15 protein-coding genes and 2 pseudogenes are annotated in these 17,986 nt (G+C 63.3%); 8 read left to right on the top strand and 9 right to left on the bottom strand.

Translation table 11 applies throughout. The features are described 5' to 3' along the window. A pseudogene (locus PO883_RS26270) lies at positions 1 to 321 on the top strand (transposase); the annotation flags it as partial. Continuing rightward, positions 318 to 1,346, top strand: a complete 1,029-nt coding sequence (locus tag PO883_RS35215) for a TniQ family protein (RefSeq protein ID WP_373890106.1) — start codon at positions 318 to 320, stop codon at positions 1,344 to 1,346. The pseudogene PO883_RS26270 and the gene PO883_RS35215, both read left to right, overlap by 4 nt. 1,036 nt (positions 1,347 to 2,382) lie before the next feature. Here PO883_RS35215 and PO883_RS26265 read toward each other — a convergent pair. From PO883_RS26265 to lipB, 3 genes are all read right to left on the bottom strand, one after another. Further along, positions 2,383 to 3,738, bottom strand: a complete 1,356-nt coding sequence (locus PO883_RS26265) for a hypothetical protein (protein WP_289312377.1) — start codon at positions 3,736 to 3,738, stop codon at positions 2,383 to 2,385. Between the two features lie 342 nt (positions 3,739 to 4,080). Further along, on the bottom strand, positions 4,081 to 5,073 hold the full coding sequence (gene lipA / locus PO883_RS26260) for a lipoyl synthase (protein ID WP_289312376.1): 993 nt from the start codon (positions 5,071 to 5,073) through the stop codon (positions 4,081 to 4,083). Continuing rightward, positions 5,070 to 5,816, bottom strand: a complete 747-nt coding sequence (gene lipB / locus PO883_RS26255) for a lipoyl(octanoyl) transferase LipB (RefSeq protein ID WP_289312375.1) — start codon at positions 5,814 to 5,816, stop codon at positions 5,070 to 5,072. The genes lipA and lipB overlap by 4 nt, the downstream gene beginning before the upstream one ends. 201 nt (positions 5,817 to 6,017) lie before the next feature. On the opposite strand from lipB, the gene PO883_RS26250 reads away from it, so the two are divergent. Together PO883_RS26250 and PO883_RS26245 are read left to right on the top strand one after the other, a co-directional pair. Continuing rightward, the gene (locus tag PO883_RS26250; RefSeq protein WP_289312380.1) at positions 6,018 to 6,887 is read left to right on the top strand and encodes a TauD/TfdA family dioxygenase; all 870 of its coding nucleotides are present in this window, start codon (positions 6,018 to 6,020) and stop codon (positions 6,885 to 6,887) included. An 82-nt stretch (positions 6,888 to 6,969) separates the two neighbouring features. Continuing rightward, positions 6,970 to 7,323, top strand: a pseudogene (locus PO883_RS26245) (ABC transporter permease); the annotation flags it as partial. Here the strand turns inward: PO883_RS26245 and PO883_RS26240 are convergent. The 5 genes from PO883_RS26240 to PO883_RS26220 all read right to left on the bottom strand — a co-directional run bounded on the left by PO883_RS26240 (position 7,324) and on the right by PO883_RS26220 (position 11,563). Then, positions 7,324 to 7,590: a DUF493 family protein gene (locus PO883_RS26240; protein ID WP_289312374.1), complete on the bottom strand. Its 267-nt coding sequence runs from the start codon at positions 7,588 to 7,590 to the stop codon at positions 7,324 to 7,326. 153 nt (positions 7,591 to 7,743) lie between these two features. Continuing rightward, positions 7,744 to 9,921 carry a DUF6600 domain-containing protein gene (locus PO883_RS26235; RefSeq protein ID WP_289312373.1) on the bottom strand — a complete coding sequence of 726 codons (2,178 nt, stop codon included), beginning with the start codon at positions 9,919 to 9,921 and terminating at the stop codon, positions 7,744 to 7,746. A 116-nt stretch (positions 9,922 to 10,037) separates the two neighbouring features. Next, positions 10,038 to 10,679 (bottom strand): LysE family transporter, encoded by a 642-nt coding sequence (locus PO883_RS26230; RefSeq protein ID WP_289312372.1) that lies wholly within the window; start codon positions 10,677 to 10,679, stop codon positions 10,038 to 10,040. Between the two features lie 155 nt (positions 10,680 to 10,834). After that, positions 10,835 to 11,119, bottom strand: a complete 285-nt coding sequence (locus PO883_RS26225) for an HU family DNA-binding protein (RefSeq protein ID WP_054265369.1) — start codon at positions 11,117 to 11,119, stop codon at positions 10,835 to 10,837. A 234-nt stretch (positions 11,120 to 11,353) separates the two neighbouring features. Then, positions 11,354 to 11,563 carry a BrnA antitoxin family protein gene (locus PO883_RS26220; protein ID WP_167090965.1) on the bottom strand — a complete coding sequence of 70 codons (210 nt, stop codon included), beginning with the start codon at positions 11,561 to 11,563 and terminating at the stop codon, positions 11,354 to 11,356. Between the two features lie 232 nt (positions 11,564 to 11,795). Between PO883_RS26220 and PO883_RS26215 the strand changes: the two genes are divergently transcribed. After that, complete coding sequence (locus PO883_RS26215) at positions 11,796 to 12,743, top strand: DUF808 domain-containing protein (protein WP_289312371.1); 948 nt, start codon at positions 11,796 to 11,798, stop codon at positions 12,741 to 12,743. A 270-nt stretch (positions 12,744 to 13,013) separates the two neighbouring features. Beyond that, positions 13,014 to 15,503 carry a TonB-dependent siderophore receptor gene (locus PO883_RS26210; RefSeq protein WP_289312370.1) on the top strand — a complete coding sequence of 830 codons (2,490 nt, stop codon included), beginning with the start codon at positions 13,014 to 13,016 and terminating at the stop codon, positions 15,501 to 15,503. 187 nt (positions 15,504 to 15,690) lie between these two features. Here PO883_RS26210 and PO883_RS26205 read toward each other — a convergent pair whose 3' ends face one another. Next, complete coding sequence (locus PO883_RS26205; protein ID WP_289312369.1) at positions 15,691 to 16,158, bottom strand: hypothetical protein; 468 nt, start codon at positions 16,156 to 16,158, stop codon at positions 15,691 to 15,693. A gap of 71 nt (positions 16,159 to 16,229) precedes the next feature. On the opposite strand from PO883_RS26205, the gene PO883_RS26200 reads away from it, so the two are divergent. Both PO883_RS26200 and PO883_RS26195 read left to right on the top strand, forming a co-directional pair. Further along, positions 16,230 to 17,519, top strand: a complete 1,290-nt coding sequence (locus PO883_RS26200; RefSeq protein ID WP_289312368.1) for an SDR family oxidoreductase — start codon at positions 16,230 to 16,232, stop codon at positions 17,517 to 17,519. After that, complete coding sequence (locus PO883_RS26195; RefSeq protein WP_289312367.1) at positions 17,519 to 17,983, top strand: DUF2269 domain-containing protein; 465 nt, start codon at positions 17,519 to 17,521, stop codon at positions 17,981 to 17,983. The genes PO883_RS26200 and PO883_RS26195 overlap by 1 nt, the downstream gene beginning before the upstream one ends. Positions 17,984 to 17,986: the final 3 nt, after the last annotated feature.

Here is a 17,986-nt window from a genome sequence, read left to right as displayed (position 1 = left end):
GTTAATACGGATCCTCAAATGTCCAGTCGCTTCACGCCGGAAGAACTTCCACTATGGCAGCCGAATAACGAATTTGGAGCGCTGCTCGCGACGCTTGAATTGCGCATGCCGCTAAGGTCGTCGTCGAACCTGAAAGATCCAGCAACTATGCTGGCGATCCATACGCGCAGCGAGGGCACGCTCGGCGATATGTGCGATTTGGTGAAGGAACTTGCAGTTGATGCGATTCGCAGCAAGGTAGAACGAATCACGTTGGCGCAAATTGGTAGCCTATCATGGGTCCCTCCGTCAAAACGCAAACAGCACTTTAAACGCCACTGAGGTCCGGGAGGTGGCCGGCCACCCAGCTTTGGCCCATCCGGTATAAGCCCTTGCCCGACGAATTGCTTTCATGCTGGCTTGTCCGGCTGGCTCGCGGCCATGGCCTCAAGGTTCAGACGTTTTGCAATGCAATTTTTGGCGAACATCTGCAAGTCTGGAATCGCGATATCGATCGGTTGGCTCCACCGTGGCTATTGACTGAGCTAAGCATTCGGACTGGCACTCCCTATTTGGTTGTTGCAGGCACGACGTTGCGAACCTATGAAAGCGTGCTCTACCGCAAATTCAGGCCGGCAGGTCCACTTCATTGGATATTGCTCCTGAAGATGTACCATCGAAAACGCTTGGGATTCGGTCTCCAGTACTGCCCCACGTGCTTGGCAGAGGGCGATGTGCCTTACTTCAGGAAGCGATGGCGCGTTGCACTAAGCACCGTTTGTAGCATCCACAAGACCATGCTCCTGGATCGTTGTCCGAGTTGTGAAGCAGCGGTCGCTGCTCATCGGATCGACTTCAACCGACTTGATCCATTGGACGAAGTACCGATTTCGTTCTGCCATCGCTGCGATTTCGACTTGCGCACAGCGCCGGCCGCCGAGCCGATTTCCTATGACGGATCTTCATTCGGAGTCCTATTGGCGGCCGGCAATTGCATCGACGGCAATGCGGCCGAAGGATGGACATTTGATCGATATGCCGTGCTGCACCAGCTATGCAGACACAGACTAATGACTGCGCGCTATAAGCATGTTGGGCTGCGGGGCTTCGTTTTGGAGCAAATCGGCGCTCGGGATATTTCCCTTACACAGGGGTACGTTTCCTTCGAAATGCGACCGCTTGCCGAGCGCCACCATTTGCTTCTACTGACAGCTTGGCTGATGGCTGACTTGGAGCCCCGGCTTCACGCTGCGTGGCAGCAAGGATGTGTGCGATATAGCGTTTTGACGAAAGACTTTCCAGGAAGTCCAGAGTGGTATAGGCGAATCGTTGCAAACTTTGAAAACTGGAGGAACCGTTTCCTATGATCAAAGATCAACAAACTACGCGGATGCCGTGGTGACGGACGGGCTGATTGTTCTAGCGTATCTGGTCAGCTTGCGGGAGGGACTTACGCCTTCAAGGGTATGCCCATGCTGTGCGCACCATCGGCATAGGGGCGGCCAGTATAACTGGCCGGTCCCCTGCCACACCACCCGGCATGCGGGTCCGCACCGATCCCGCGTCTCCTGGCACATGCCGCGGACAGCAAGCTTCGTCGCTGGAAGTTGCAGCCCAGGCTTCACCCTGACCGCTGGCCTCCCGCCCCGCTGACGCGGGCATCTGACGCATTGCCTGTTGTATCGACATGCCGGACAACACTCCTACTCGTTTGGTCCTTCATCGGCGGAGTCGAGCCTTGCCGGCGCTACCACCAACTACTATGACCTCTGCTGAGACCCTGCTACGGCAGCGCCGCCGTTCTTTCAGACGTGAGGCAGGGCGTCCCCAGGTAAGGGCCGCACTCCTTCATCACACAACCGCCGCATCTACGCCGCCTCTCCTTGACCACAAGAGCTTCGCGGATATTGGCCCGCTCGCCCTGATCGACAGCGCCTTCTATGCAGTTCGTGTACCTCGGCTCATGATTTACGATTCACGCTTCCTTTCCACGGTCAATTACTCTTCCGCAGTTGCGCTTCACTTCGCTCGCTGTGGTCAGCTCACGGCGGGACTTTCACCCACAGGAGTGCGCCCATGCTGGGCGCACCAACAAAAACGGCCCGCATCTGCGGGCCGTTTTTATAGATGGGGAGGAGAATATTGCGGGACGAACCCAGACCAGATAAGCCCAAACCCCTTTGATCGGTCGTTACTTATACAGTAACCAAGGTCGTATAATACTCTCCTTTACGACGCAAGGCAACCAAGCACATGCGATTCGACCCGAAGATAGACGCCGAGCTCAACCTAGCGCCCCGTCAACTACTGTTTGCGGAAGTTTGGTTTAACCAGGTGCACGAGTATTCTTTGGACGCATTTCGTGTGCGGGCAATGAACCCGGTCAATTCCGTTCGTGAACTTTTACGAGGGCTGGAGCCAGGATCCCCCGTGAATGACAGCGACCGGCGACGTATTTGGGGCGAATTGCTGTCCATACTGGAGTCGGCCTCCCTGCTGCAGGACGATGACTACCATGCTGATATGTTCTTGCTTTTTTTTCACGGCAAAAACTGAAGCGCGACGCAGTCGAAGCATGCCCACCGCGCCTTCGACGAATAGCCGGAGGTCAATTTCGCCGTCGTCATTCGACAACGCCGTAATTGGCACGGTCCAGCCATCGTCGTCGCTATCTGTGAGCAATTCAATGTGGAAACCGCTCAGCTGCGCGAGTTCGTCAACGGCATCGCGCAAGAAAATAGGTGGGCGCCGACTTTTTTCTGGATCCCCCAACACTACGGCAAGATCCACGGCGCGGATTCGCTGCTCGGATCCTGTCTCGCCAACGGATGCTCTGTCAACACTCTCTCCAGCTCTTCCTTGTGCACTTCTAACAGCTTCAGCGCCTATTAGCGCTTTTTCTTTCCACACCGCCTTCTTTTTCAAATCCGGAAAGCGGGGCTCAAGACGAACAGGTTTTGTTTTCACTGCGAGACGGTTCGACGCATCCTGCTCAACAATAGACTGGTCAGCTGAGTCCGGCGCAGAACGACGTTGCGGTTCTGATGATTCTTGTAGACCGGACTGACCCGGACCACGCGAACCAGGTTGAGCAGCATGCATCTTATAGCTCAAGGCACGAAATGGAAACGGATGGGAGCAAGAGCGCAGGCTGTAAATGAGAAATGTCGCGTTAGCCTGATCGCCGAGGCTCAGCCACTTTCCGGCCGCGATTAGGGTGGTGTCGCCCTCAAAGGGAAAAAGGGCCTGCGGATAAACCTGCTGATTGGCGAGCGATGCTTTTAGGGCTGACGTGCCTATATGCAACGCAGCCCGCCATGCCGCCGGATCCAAGTGCAGGCGTCCAATGTCGGCGGCCGATGCACCAGAGATTTTCTCGGCCAAATGAAGGACAAGACACCGGGTTGCATTGTCAAACCTTGCGTGACCGTACAGAGACTTGCGTTGCAGCGGCGGCAGAAACAGTTTGGTGATTAGGTTGCTTGACGATCCAAAATAGAATCGGATCAGCTCGATACAAGGAATGATAATGCGATGGCCGTCATCCAGCTCGACCATCACACAATACGAATGTGTGCACTGCAGATGCCAAGGATGTTCGGACAGCGGAACCAGAAAGCCCCTATCATCCAAGTTCAGACCAGCCTTGACCAGATGAACTGTGGCATCGTCGATTCGCAGATTTGGAAATTGTTCGAGCTGATAATCAGGGGCAGCCGCCAACTTTCCGTCGCGCCAGATGTCTCCGATGCGAAGCATTGGCAACGTCCCAACCGAAACCCAAACCTTGCGCTGAAATCGGGCAGGTGCGGTTGAGTCGCGCGATAGCAATATGGACGGATCGTCGTCGAAATTGTGATCGAGTACCCTCGACAAGTATAGGAGCAGTGAGGGCTGGGTACGTCGAATAGCTCGGTTCGGAAAGGCCAGCTCGCCAAACCAATCTATTCGCCAAAATTTCCCGTCCTGAGGAAATGCAGAGACAGAAGGCAAGTCATTGCTTACAAACGGTGTTTTCCGATCCAAGCCAGTCCGCCACCCTCAAATTGTCTCAATAACTTCTGAACTGTCGCATTATCTACTGGTCAGTCTCATTATCTTCTAATTGTTCACAGCCACACCCGCGTTATGGGCCTGCTCGTCCGCATGGTACGAGCTGCGCACCATCGCGCCAACCGCCGCGTGCACGAAGCCCATCTTGTAGGCTTCTTCCTCGAACATCTTGAACACGTCCGGGTGCACATAGCGGCGCACCGGCAAGTGGTCGCCCGATGGCGCCAGGTACTGGCCGATGGTCAGCATGTCGACGTTGTGGCTGCGCAGGTCGCGCATCACTTGCAGGATTTCCTCGTCGGTTTCGCCCAGGCCGACCATGATGCCGGACTTGGTGACCGCGTTCGGATACAGCGCCTTGAAGTCGCGCAGCAATTCCAGCGAGTGGGTGTAGTCGGAACCGGGACGGGCTTCCTTGTACAGGCGCGGCACGGTTTCGAGGTTGTGGTTCATCACGTCCGGCAAGCCGTCGGCGAAAATCGCCAGCGCCTTGGCCAGGCGGCCGCGGAAGTCGGGCACCAGCACTTCGATGCGGGTTTTCGGCGACAGCGCGCGCGTTTGCTTGATGCACTCGACAAAGTGGCCGGCGCCGCCGTCGCGCAGGTCGTCGCGGTCGACCGAGGTGATCACCACGTACGAGAGGCGCAATTCGGCGATGGTCTTGGACAGGTTGTGCGGCTCGTTCACGTCGAGCGGGTCGGGACGGCCGTGGCCGACGTCGCAGAACGGGCAGCGGCGCGTGCACTTGTCGCCCATGATCATGAAGGTGGCCGTGCCCTTGCCGAAGCATTCGCCGATGTTCGGGCAGCTCGCTTCTTCGCACACGGTGACCAGGTTGTTGGCGCGCAGGATGTCCTTGATCTCGTAGAAGCGCGACGAGGCCGAAGCGGCCTTGACGCGGATCCAGTCCGGTTTTTTCAGGCGCTCGACTTGCCCGATCGGCACGATCTTGATCGGAATGCGCGAGGTCTTGCTGGCGCCTTTTTGCTTGTCGCTGGCGTTGTAGACTGGGGCGATGCTGGTATCGGAATCAGAAGTCATTTGGCTGCTTGCCCGTGGGGCTCTGTGGTGTTGTTCGATGCGTTGTTATGCGATTCGTTGTGCGGTGCGCCGCCCGATCCGAGCTGCCGCACCAGTTCGCGCGCCAGGGCTTGCTGGACGTCGGCCAGCGCGGCCTCGGCGCCCATGCTGCGCATGTCCACCGTTTCCAGGCCCGCATAGCCGCACGGGTTGATCCAGGAAAACGGCGCCAGGTCCATCGCTACATTGAGCGACACGCCATGGTAGGTGCAGCCATTGCCGCGCACTTTGAGGCCGAGCGCGGCGATCTTGGCGCCTTTGCGCGGCCCGCCGGCGATATAAATGCCGGGCGCGCCGGCGATGCGCTCACCAGCCAGATTATACGCCCCCAGCACATCGATGATCGCCTGCTCGATTTTTTCGACGAATTGGCGGGCGTATAACTTGCCGCCCGGCTTGTTGCGGCGCAAGTCCATCAGCAGGTAGATCACCACCTGGCCGGGGCCGTGGTAAGTGACTTCGCCGCCGCGGTCGGTCTGCACCACGGGCACGCCATGGGCCGGGGTGCCGGCGCCGGCCAGCAGGTGGGCGCGGTCGGCGCCCAGCCCCAGCGTGAACACGGGCGGATGCTCGACGATCCACAGTTCGTCGGTGGTGTCGGGGTCGCGCGCGTCGGTAAAGGCACGCATGGCGGCAAACACCGGCTCGTAGTCGGCACGGCCGAGGTCGCGGATAATCGCCTGCGCGGGGCGGATGGAGAGCATGGGATTGTCGGTTGGAGGCTAAGGAGGCCCCGCCATTATAAGCGAGTGCTCACCCGGCTGCTGGCCAGCGGCCGCATGAGCATCGTTGAAATGAACACAACATGGCCGGCCACCAGCCGCATTAGCATAGTTGAAATGCTTCGTTGCTCCGCCAAACGGGCGCCGATAAGCTGGGTGCTCGATCATCACCCGCTCACCGCCATGGCCGCCGTCCTCGACACCCGTTTCGACATACAGCCGTTCGACGCTGCGCTGGGCGCGGCCATCACCGGACTCGACCTGTCCGTCCCGCTGAGCCGGGAAGACTTCGCCCTGATCCACCGCGCCCACCTCGACCACCACGTGCTGGTGTTTCGCGGCCAGCACATCACGCCGGCCCAGCAGGTGGCCTTCAGCCGCCGCTTCGGCCCGCTGCAAATCCATGTGCTGCGCCAGTTCCAGCTGCCGGCCCAGCCGGAAGTGCTGATCATTTCCAACATCAAGGAAAACGGCCAGCCGCTCGGCCTGGGCGACGCCGGCCATTTCTGGCATTCGGACCTGTCGTACAAGGCCGTGCCCAGCCTGGGCTCGATGCTGCACGCGCAGGAGTTGCCGCTCAATGGAGGCGACACCCTGTTTGCCAACCAGCACCTGGCCTGGGACCAGTTGCCCGGCTACCTGCGGCGCGCCATCGAAGGGCGCAGCGCCGAACACAGTTACCTGGCCAAGTATGCCGAACTGCAAAAACGCAATCCGTGGCGCCCCGACCTGACCCGTGCCCAGATCGATGAAGTGCGGCCGGCCGTGCATCCGATCGTGCGCACCCATCCGGAAAGCGGGCGCCGCGCCCTGTTCGTCAGCGAGCATTTCACCACCCGCGTGATCGGCTTGCCCGCCAGCGAAAGCCGGGCCCTGCTGGATGATTTGTTTGCCCACAGCACCCGGCACGACGTCATTTACCGCCACCAGTGGCAGGCGCACGACATGCTGTTCTGGGATAACCGCTCGGTCATGCACCTGGCCGCCGGTTGCCCCGACCACCAGCGCCGCATGCTGTACCGCACCACCATCGAAGGCAATGCGCCGTTCTGAGCCACGCCGACAAAGGAAACCACCATGAAGCTGTTGAACAAGGCCGCGTTCGGCCCCGCGTACGCCGCCGCGCTGGCATCGAACCCGGCGCATGGCGGGACGCAATGTCGACCTGAACGGGGCGCGGCTGGTGTTCCAGGTGATGATTCCGGCGGCGTTGCCGGCCATTTTGTCGGGCCTGAAAATCGGCCGGGCGTTCGCGTGGCGCACCCTGATCGCGCCCGAACTGGTATTTGGAACCACCTCGGGCAAGGGCGGACTGGGCTGGTACATCTTCCAGAGCCGCAACGAACCGTTCACCGACAAGGTGTTTGCCGGGCTGGCGGCGGTGATCGCCATCGGCTTGCTGGTCGAAGGCCTGGTGTTCCAGACCGTCGAACGCCTGACGGTGCGGCGCTGGGGCATGCAGCGCCAGGCGCCGGGCACGCCGGGATGATTACATCACGATCTTGACCATCGGATGGCCGTGCAGCGCGCGGTACAGATCGTCGAGCTGGGCGCGGCTGATGGCGCGCACCGTCACCGTCAGGCCGGTGAAATTGCCTTTCGGCGAAGGGCGCACTTCCAGGCGGCCGATGTGAAAGGTCGGGTCGAATTCGAGCACCACGTCGACGATGGTCGCGGCGAAGTCCTCGTGGGTGGCGCCCATCACCTTGATCGGGAAGTCGCTCGGGTATTCGATAAGGGATTCAGTCGGGTCCATACACTATCCAGTTCAAAAAATGACAACACAGCCGTATTCCCCGCATGGGAATACCGCATATATGACATTGTAGCCAAAAAAAGGCCAGCACTCGGCTGGCCTTGAACTATTCCCTTGGGGGGAACAGGTGAGACTGGTACGGGGGCAGGCGGCTCAGCGAATATCCTGCTGCTCCTTGTTGCGGCGGTCCTGGCGGTCCTGGCGTTCATCGCGCGCGCGTTCGCGCTTTTCGGCCTGCTCGGCTTGCTTCTGTTGCTGCTGCTGCATTTGCTGCAATTGCTGCGCTTGCTGCGCCTGCGATTGTTGCTGCTGCTGTTGCTGCTGTTGCTGCTGAGCCTGGCGTGCCGCGGCTGCCGCTGCCGCCTCGCGCTGCTGGCGCTCGGCCTGCTGGCGGCGCTCGTTGTCGGCGTCGCGCGCCTGGCGTTCAGCCTGCTGCTGGCGTTCGGCTTGCTGGCGCCGTGCATTCTCGGCATCGTGCTGCTGGCGTTCGGCCTGCTGGCGGCGCGCATTGTCGGCGTCGCGCTGCACCCGTTCGACCTGCAGGCGCAGGTTGGCGTCGCGCTGCTGGCGCTCGGCCTGCTGGCGATTGCTGGCCTCGCGTTGCGCCTGCAGTTGCGCTTCGACTTCGCGCTGGCGCCGCTCGTTCTCGATCGCTTGCTGGTGCTGGCCTTGGGCGCTGCGCAGGCGTTCCATCTCGGCCTCGCGCTGGCGATTGACCTGCTCGGCTTCGCGCTGGCGCTGCTGGCCCTCGGCGTTGCGGCGGCCTTCCGCCTCGGCATCGCGCTGGCGGCGCTCGTTGGCCATGTCGCGCTCGCGCCGCTCGATGTCGGCTTCGCGCTGGCGCCGGTCGCGCTCGGCCAGGCTGCGCTGCGGCTCGCCGGTCGTGAGCACCTGCGGCGCCGGGTCGGTCATCACCGGACGCGGCACTTGCGGCGGGGCGCGCAGCAGGCGCTCGTTGTCGGACGGACGGCCATCGCGGCGGCTGAACGGCTGCACCGGCTGGGCACCGTTCGGCGGCAGCGTGATGACGCGGCCCGGCCCGTTGCGGTCGGGACGGCCATCGCCATCGCGGTCGAAACGGTTGGACCAGTTGCCCTGCGGACGCGGCGGTGCGGCGAACGGCGCGTTCTGGGTGGCCTGTGGCGTGAGTACGAAGCGCGGCGCGCGCGGCACCACGATCTGTTCGCGTCCGCCGAACAGGTTCAGGCCGACCACCGTCAAGCCATCACGCCGGCCCGGACGGTAATCGGGGCGGGCGTGGCGGTTGTGGTGGCGCAGGTGTTCCGGCGGCAGATGGTAGCCGGGCACGTAGTTTTCGCCCGGATTGAGCGGATACCAGCCCTGCGCGGGCGCGGCGCGGTGCGTGCCGTGGTCGTTGAAACTGAGATTCCAGTTATTCCCGCCGACCCAGCCCACCAGCGCCGGGGCCCACACCGGACGCCCGATATTGCGCCCCGGCGCCCACGACCAGCGCTGTTTGACCATCACCCAGCGCCCGTAATGCGAAGGCGCGTAGCCCCACGGGGCGTTGTCGACCCAGGTCCAGCCCCACGGCGCCAGGTAAGTCCAGCGGCCGTCGCGGTAGGGCACCCAGTCGGCCGCCACCCGGCGCGGGGTCCACAGGGGGCCGTAGTCGCTGTCCTCGCGCCACACGCCGTACTGGTCGAGTTCTTCGTAGCCGGTCATTTCGCTGGTGACGTAGCGGTCGGACGTGGTGCGCTGGTCGCGCTGGTCGCGCTGCAAGGCCCACTCGTCGAAACCGTCGCGTACCGCCAGCAGGGTGCGCACGTCGTCTTCGTGCACGTCGACGCGCTTGCCGGCCCGGACCGCCAGGCTGGAGCCGCCGCCCTCGACCTGGGCCACGCCCTCGAATACCGAGACATTGGTGGTGTCGCGCACGCGTTCGGCATCGATACGGATCCGGCCCACGTCGCGCATGCGCACCTGGCCTTGCGGGGTGCCGATTTCCAGGCCGCGCAGCACCTCGGCGTTGCGCACGCGGATGCTGGCGCTGCCGTAGTGCAGGCGCAGGCGCACGCTGTCGTCGTCGAGCTCGATGACTTCGAGCGAGGAGTCGCTGTCGAGCCGCACCGAGGTCGAGCCGATGCGGATTTCCGTGCGGCCATCGCGCCCGGTGTTGATCTGGCTGTGCGAGGTCACCGGCCAGTTCACCAGCGCGGCCGTGGCTTCGTCGCCCACTTCGGAGCTGACATGCACCGGTCCCTGGGTCAGGGCAATGCGGCCCACGCGCGCGGGCGTATCGGCCAGCGCCAGCGCCGACAGGGCGGACAACGCCAACAGCATCACGGTTTTACGGAAAGGGATAGTCATACAAGCTCCGGGGGCGTACGAGGGACGTCATCCACCTGCAACGCGCGAGCGCGCGCGCGGACGACACGGGTTACAAACAGTTGCACATTGTGCGCTACTGTTGGCTGCTGAGCAACTCAGGCGTGGTTGCCGCGCTTCACGAAGAACAGGGCGCCGCCGATGCACACCAGCACCGCGCCGAAAAAGCGGTTTTGCTTGCGCACCGCGCCGGCATCGCGGAAATAGTGCTGCATGGACGAGGCCAGGAAGGCGTAGCCGTGCATGACGATGGTATCGATGGTCAGCATGGTGGCGCCCAGGATGAGTAGCTGCGGCAACAGCGGCAGGGTGTTCGAGATAAACGTCGGCAACACCGCGACCATGAAGATGATGCCTTTCGGGTTGGTCGCATTGGTCAGGAAGCCGGTCAGCAAGCGCTTTTGCCAGGATGGATGGGCCAGCATGGGCGTGCCGGCGCGGCTGGCGCCGGCCACGACCGGGGCGCGCCATTGCTGCACGCCGAGGAACATCAGGTACAGGGCGCCGATGGTCTTGACGATATTAAACGCCAGTTCCGACGCCAGCAGCAGCGAACCGACCCCGGCGCCGGCGATGGCGAACACCAGCATCAAGCCGCATTGCAGGCCGGCCACGGTGGCGCTGGCTTTCTTGAAACCGTAGGCCAGGCCATGCGACATCGACAGCACGGCGCCCGATCCGGGCGACATGGCGATCAGCGAAGCGGCGATGACGAAGGCAATCCAGGTGGCAAGCGGCATGGGGACGTTGGTGCGGAAAATGGGGGGACATGCAGGATACAACAAGATACAACAAGATGCGGCAGGGGGTAAACACGCGGCAGCTGAAGCGGCGAAGCCGGTCTGGGACCGACGCCGCCGCTTCAGGCCGCGCGCAGAGTCGCTTACTGTGTCGCTTACTTCTTCTTCGGGTTGACCGCAGCCTTCAGGGTCGCGCCAGCCGAAAACTTAGGCGACTTCGACGCAGCGATCTTGATCGCTTCGCCAGTCGATGGATTGCGGCCCTTGCGCGCGGCGCGCTTGGCCACGGAGAACGTACCGAAACCGGTGATACCTACCGTGTCGCCTTTTTTCAGACGCTCGGTGATGATATCGATGATCGTGTTCACCGCGCTGTTGGCAGCTGCGCCGGACATTTCTGTACGCTTCGCAAATTCAGCAATCAGTTCGCCTTTTTTCATAAAATTCCTCCCGTGTTAAAAGAGCGGGAAGATTAGCATAATTATTGCCTAGTGTAATAAATTCCGAAGAGTACGCACAAAAGTAAGCCCCGCTGTGACTGGATCACGACGAGATCGGGCGCTATCGTGCGCGCCCAAAAAGGCGCGGCGCGATAGCGTGGACGATGGCTGTTTGGTGGTGCCGCGCTTGCGCGGCGGCGTGCGGAAGGCGGCCGGGTGGCGGCGCCGGCGCGCTTACTCGGCCAGTGCGGCCTCGGGACGCACCTGCGGCAGGCGGGTGCGCAGGGCGGCGTTGATCAGGGTCTGGTAACCCTTGCCGCTTTGCTCGGAGAGCGAGCGGAACTGCTGCAATACCTCGTCGTCGAGGTAGATGGTGATGCGTGTCTTGCGCTTGACCGGGCGGGCGGCGCTGGCGGTGGTGGAAAAATCGTACTCGGATTTCATGGTTGCCTCGCTTTACATCGGATGGTTGGCTTGCGTGCTGGGAATCGATCAGGGCAGGCCCGGGTTGCGTCGAAAATTGCCGGGCCTGGCACTGATTTCACTATACGTACATGGCATGGCGACAATGACCGGAAAGCGACGAGTTGCAGATTCGGGGGGGTGAAATGCAAAAAGCCGGGCTGAACGGACTCGGGTTAAGATGCTCCCTTTCGACCAATTTGGAGCAGGACAGATGGCTGCAAGCAGTTTACTGGCATTAATCGACGACATCGCGACCATCCTCGATGATGTCGCCGTGATGAGCAAAGTGGCGGCCAAGAAGACCGCCGGAGTGCTGGGCGACGACCTGGCACTCAACGCCCAGCAGGTGACGGGCGTGAAAGCCGACCGCGAACTGCCGGTGGTATGGGCGGTGGCGCTCGGCTCGTTCAAGAACAAGGCGATCCTGGTGCCGGCCGCGCTGGCCATCAGCGCCTTGCTGCCGCAGGCGATCACGCCGCTGTTGATGATCGGCGGCGCCTACCTGTGCTTCGAGGGCTTCGAGAAGATCGCCCACAAATACCTGCATAGCCCGGCCGAAGACGCCCAGCACCACGACGAGCTGGTCAAGGCCCTGTCCGACGAATCGGTCGACCTGGTCGCGCTGGAGAAGGAAAAAATCAAGGGCGCGGTGCGCACCGACTTCATCTTGTCGGCCGAGATCATCGTCATCTCGCTCGGCACGGTCGAAGCGGCGCCGTTCGGCCAGCAGGTGGCGGTGCTGGTGGCGATTGCGATCGTCATGACGGTCGGCGTGTACGGGCTGGTGGCCGGGATCGTCAAGCTGGACGACGCCGGGCTCTACCTGAGCAAGCGCGACAGCGGCGCCGCGCGCGCCTTCGGCCGCCTGCTGCTGGCGGCCGCGCCCAAGCTGATGAAAACCCTGTCCGTGGTCGGCACGGCGGCCATGTTCATGGTCGGCGGCGGCATCCTGGAGCACGGCATCGGCGCCCTGCACCACATCGTGGCCGACGCGGCGACGGCGGCCGGCACGGTGGCCGGCATCGGCCCCGTGCTCAAGGCGCTGGTGCCGACCCTGATCGACGCCGTCATCGGCGTGATCGCCGGCGCCCTGGTGCTGGGCGTGGTGATGGGCGCCAAGCGCTTGTTCAAGGGCAAGCAGGCCAGCGGCCAGGCTTGATCGTCCTCCTGGGGCGGCCATGCCGGCCGCCTCATTCCGGCCGCCCCATCCTGGCTGCCGCCCCGTCCGGATCCGCCCCGGCTTGCCGCCTTCCTTACGCGGAACTGACGAATAAATCCAAACTGTTGTTATCAGATCTGCATATCCCGCTTCGGAATTGACTTTGCCATATCTTCGTCCCAGTATGGTTCGGCAAGATTTCCGCTATTTACATGATTGAGTTGATAGGTTGAGTTAAAACAAATTTAATAGTTCACCAAGGGAGCAGGTATGCAGACAACATTCGCACCGAAGAAGCACGTATTGGCATTATCGATTGCAGCGCTGTTCGCCACTGGCGCGGCGATCGCCCAGGACGCAGCACCGAATGACAGTACAAATACCGTGGTCGTGACCGGCACCCGCGTGGCCAACCGCACCGCGCTCGACACCGCCTCCCCGGTCGACATCATCTCGGCCGAATCGCTCAAGAATTCGGGCACCACCGAAATCAACCAGGCCCTGGCCGTGGCCCTGCCGTCGCTGAACTTCCCGCGCCCGGGTCTTGCCGACGGCACCGACACCATCCGCCCCGCCACCCTGCGCGGCATGGCACCCGACCAGACCCTGGTGCTGGTGAACTCGAAACGCCGCCATGCATCGTCGCTGGTGAACGTGAACGGCACCATCGGACGCGGCTCGGCCGCCGTCGACCTGAACACGATCCCGACCGCGATCGTCAAGAACATCGAAGTGCTGCGCGATGGCGCGGCCGCCCAGTACGGCTCGGACGCGATTTCCGGCGTGGTCAACCTGCGCCTGCGCAGCAACCGCGACGGCGGCGAAGCGACCATCAATTACGGCGCGCGCCTGACCGAGTACGATTTCCTGACCGGCCCGGCCCCCGCCAACGCCACCTGGCAGGCGCAGAACTCGCGCAAGCGCACCGACGGCCAGACCGCCACGGTGAGCCTGTGGAAAGGCCTGGCGCTGGGCGAGACCGGCTATCTGACCATCGCCGGCGAATTCAAGGACCAGAAGCACACCGAACGCAGCGGCTACGACATGCGCCAGCAGTACGCGCTGGTGGGCGGCGCCTTCGACCCGCGCGAAAACACCATCAACCGCTTCAACACCTGGTATGGCGAACCGGAAATGAAGCAGTCGACCCTGTTCGCGAATGCCGGCGACACGCTCGGCAACGGCGTCAAGATCTACGGCTGGGCCAGCTACCAGAAACGCGAAGCCAGTTCGGCCGGCTTCTTCCGCTGGTCCAACGATCCGCGCAACATTCCATCGATCTATCCGGACGGCTTCATGCCGATCATCTCCCCGGTGGTCGACGACCTGGCCGCCACCGGTGGCGCCAGCTGGAGCATGGGCGAGTGGGAAATGGATGCCTCGCTCGGCTATGGCAAGAACAAGATGGCCTTCACCATCGAAAACACCCTGAACCGCTCGATCGGCCCGAGCAGCAAGACGGCGTTCGATGCCGGCGGCTTTTCCTACGACCAGCTGGTGCTGAACCTGACCGGGGTGCGCTCGGTCGCGCTGGCGGCCCTGTCCTCGCCGCTGAACGTGGCGGTCGGTGCCGAAGCGCGCCGCGAAGGCTACAGCCTGTTCGCCGGCGAGCCGGACTCGTACCGCTTCGGCGGCCAGCTGCTGCCCAACGGCCAGCCGACCGCGCCGGGCGCGCAAGTGTTTTCGGGCTTCCGGCCGCAAAACGAGTCGGACACGCACCGCACCGCCGTCGGCGCCTTTATCGACCTGGAAGCGAACATCACCCCGTCGCTGCTGACCTCGTTTGCGATCCGCGGCGAGCATTATTCCGACTTCGGCGACAGCCTGGCCGGCAAGCTCGCCGGCCGCTACGATTTCAGCAAGGCCTTCGCGCTGCGCGCATCGGTGCAAAACGGCTTCCGCGCGCCTTCGCCGCAGCAGCAGAACTTCACCTCGACGGCAACCAACTTCATCACCGGCGTGCCGTTCGAGATCACCACCTTCCGCCCCACCGATTCGGTGGCCATCGCGCTCGGCGCCAAGCCGCTCGACGCCGAGAAATCGGTCAACGCCTCGCTCGGCGCGGTGCTGCGCCTGGGCGGCGCCAACGTGACCATCGACGCTTACCGCATCAAGGTGCGCGACCGCATCGTGCTGTCGGAAAACCTGACCTCGGCCGATGTGCGCAATTTCCTGACCACGCAAGGCTTCATCGGCGTGGGCGGCGGGCGCTTCTTCATCAACGGCGTCGATACCACCACCGATGGCGTCGACGTGGTGGTGAACTGGGCGGCCAATGGCGGCGCCATCGGCAGGTTCGACTTCACGGTGGCTGGCAACTTCACCAAGACCGACGTCACCAAGGTACCGGCCACGGCACAACTGGCGGCGCTGCCGACCCCGACCCCGCTGTTCGACCGCCTCAACGTGCTGTCGCTGGAACAGGGCCAGCCGAAGAACAAGTTCAACGCCAGCACCAACTGGAAACTCGGCCAGATGGGCGCCACCCTGCGCGCCACCCGCTACGGCAAGGTGCTCTCGCCGAACGCCTCGCCGGCGCTGGACGTGACCCTGGGCGCGAAAACCGTGATCGACCTGGAAGGGCGTTACGCGCTGAGCTCAAAGCTGAGCCTGGCATTCGGCGCGGAAAACCTGTTCGACAAGTATCCTGAATCGGTCGGCAACGCGCTCAATCCGAGCGGCAATGCGCCGTTCCCGAACTACGCCGCGTTCGGGCGTGGCGGACGCTTCGTGTACGCACGCGCCACCTACGCGTTCTAAGCCACGACCAGCCGTCGTTGCCGCGCCAAGGCGGGCACGGCGGCTTGCCGAGTCCAGCTCCCTGGCCTTGGCATGAGCGCGCCGCGCCAGCCGCGCGCCTCGCCCCCCCCTCCTGAAATACCTCCCCGGATCCGCCACGGCCGGTGAGCGCGCGCGCAAAACCCGCTATCATCCCGACTCGCGCCGCTTAGTCGCGCCGCAGCAGTAGCGCGCCCGCCGCCAGTCCCAGCCCGAAAGCGCCGTACACCAGCGCCAGCGATGGGCGCGACAGGCGTTTTTCAAAACCCGGCCTGAGGCGCTCGGGCGTGATTTGATAGTCGACGAAACAGGCCACGGCCGAGGTCGCCGCAGCGGCTTGCAGGGTGGCCAGCGGCCCCTTGTTGTCGAGCTGGCGGCCCAGCAGGCGCTCGAACAGCACGGCCCAGAAGGTCGAGCTGGCGTGGTGGATCACGTAGCCGGTCAGGGTGTAGCGCAAGGAAGCGCCATCGCGGCGCGTGGCCTTGTCGCCCCACAGCCAGTGGCTGATGGCATTCGTCGGGCCGAAGCCGCTGCCGTCGGTGGCCTCGCCCAGCGCCGCCAGGGCGGCCGTCGAGAGCAGGCTGGCGCTGGTGCCGGAGACGAGGCCGCGTTGGCTTGCAGTTTTCCAGGTTTCCATGATGTCCTTGTGGAAGAATGAATGCGGTATGTTGGTAAAGGCTCGATTGGTATGGCTGGTAAGGAGGTCGGATGCGCATTTTGCTGACAGGAGCGAGCGGGTTTATCGGCAGGCATCTGCTGAATATATTGCTTGCCGAGGGATATTACGTGGTGGCCGCCGTGCGCACAGCGCGCGCCAGCACGCGTCCACGGCTGAGCTATATCACGGCTGACTTCGTCAAGGATACCGATAAATCGGCCTGGCTGGCGCGCCTGGACGGCATCGATGTGGTGATCAACACGGTCGGCATTTTTCGCGAACACGGCAAGCAAACCTTCGCCACGGTGCACAGCGACACGCCGCGCGCCCTGTTCGCCGCCTGCGTCGAATCGGACGACGTGCGCATGGTGATCCAGCTGTCCGCGCTGGGCGCCGACCAGCAGGCCGCCAGCGCCTATCACCTGAGCAAGAAGGCGGCCGACGATTACCTGGCGCTGCTGCCGCTGCGCTCGGCCATCGTGCAGCCATCGCTGGTGTACGGCAAGGATGGCGTCAGCGCGCGCGTATTCCGCACCCTGGCCAGCCTGCCGTTCTGCGCCCGCTTCGGCGACGCGCCGCAGCTGGTGCAGCCGATCCACGTGGACGACGTGGCCAGCGCCATCGCCAGCCTGATCCGGCGCCCGCTGCCGGTCGGCCCGGGCGGCGCCACGGCCCAGCGCATCGCCCTGGTCGGCCCGGCCGCCTTGCCGTTCACCGAGTACCTGGCGGCACTGCGCAGCGGCATGGGCCTGGGCAAGCTGCGCGTGCTGCGCTTGCCGTCCTGGTGCGGCAGCGCGCTGGCAGGGCTGTGTCGCCTGGTGCCGGGCAGCCTGCTCAACCGCGACGCCCTGCGCATGCTCGACCGCGGCAGCAGCGCCGATCCCGGCATGACGGTACGCCTGATCGGCCGCCTGCCGCGTCCGCTCAGCAGCTTCATCGACGACCCCGCCGCCGAACGCATGCAGGCCAAGCTGCACTGGCTGATGCCGATGCTGCGTATCAGCATCGCGGCGGTGTGGATGGCCACGGCGGCGGTCTCGGCCGGGCTGTACCCGGTCGAACAGAGTGTCCAGCTGCTCGAACGGACAGGCGTGCCGGCCGCGCTGGCGCCGCTCATGCTGTACGGCGCCTGCGCGCTCGACCTGCTGATCGGAATCGGCATCTTGACCCTGAAACGGCGGCGCTGGCTGTGGGGCGCGCAATTGCTGCTGATCGGTTTCTATACCCTGGTGATTGCCTTCAGGCTGCCGGAATTCCTGCTGCATCCGTACGGACCGCTGAGCAAGAACCTGCCCATGCTGGCCGCCATCTGGCTGTTGTTTGAACTTGAGGAAAAGTAATGGACTACCTGATCGTCAAATGGCTGCACATCCTGTCGTCGACCTTCTTGTTCGGCACCGGCATCGGCTCGGCCTTCTACATGCTGTTCACCAGCCTGAGCCGCGACGTGCGCGCGATTGCCGTGGTCAGCCGCCAGGTGGTGCTGGCCGACTGGATATTTACCACCACCACCATCATCGTCCAGCCGGTGACCGGCCTGTACCTGATCCACCTGGCCGGTTTTCCGTGGACCAGCGCCTGGATCCTGTCGTCGCTCGGCCTGTATTTCTTTGCCGGCGCCTGCTGGCTGCCGGTGGTGTGGATGCAGTTGCGCATGCGCGACATGGCCCAGCTGGCCGCGCGCGACGGCACCGAGCTGCCGGCCCTGTACTGGCGCTACCTGCGCCTGTGGGTGCTGCTGGGGATTCCGGCATTTTTCGCGCTGGTGATCGTGTTCTGGCTGATGGTGGCCAAACCCGCATGAGCG

Source organism: Massilia sp. DJPM01, assembly GCF_030348125.1.
Classification (GTDB): domain Bacteria; phylum Pseudomonadota; class Gammaproteobacteria; order Burkholderiales; family Burkholderiaceae_D; genus Telluria_A; species Telluria_A frigida.
This window is presented reverse-complemented; position numbering and strand designations above follow the sequence as displayed.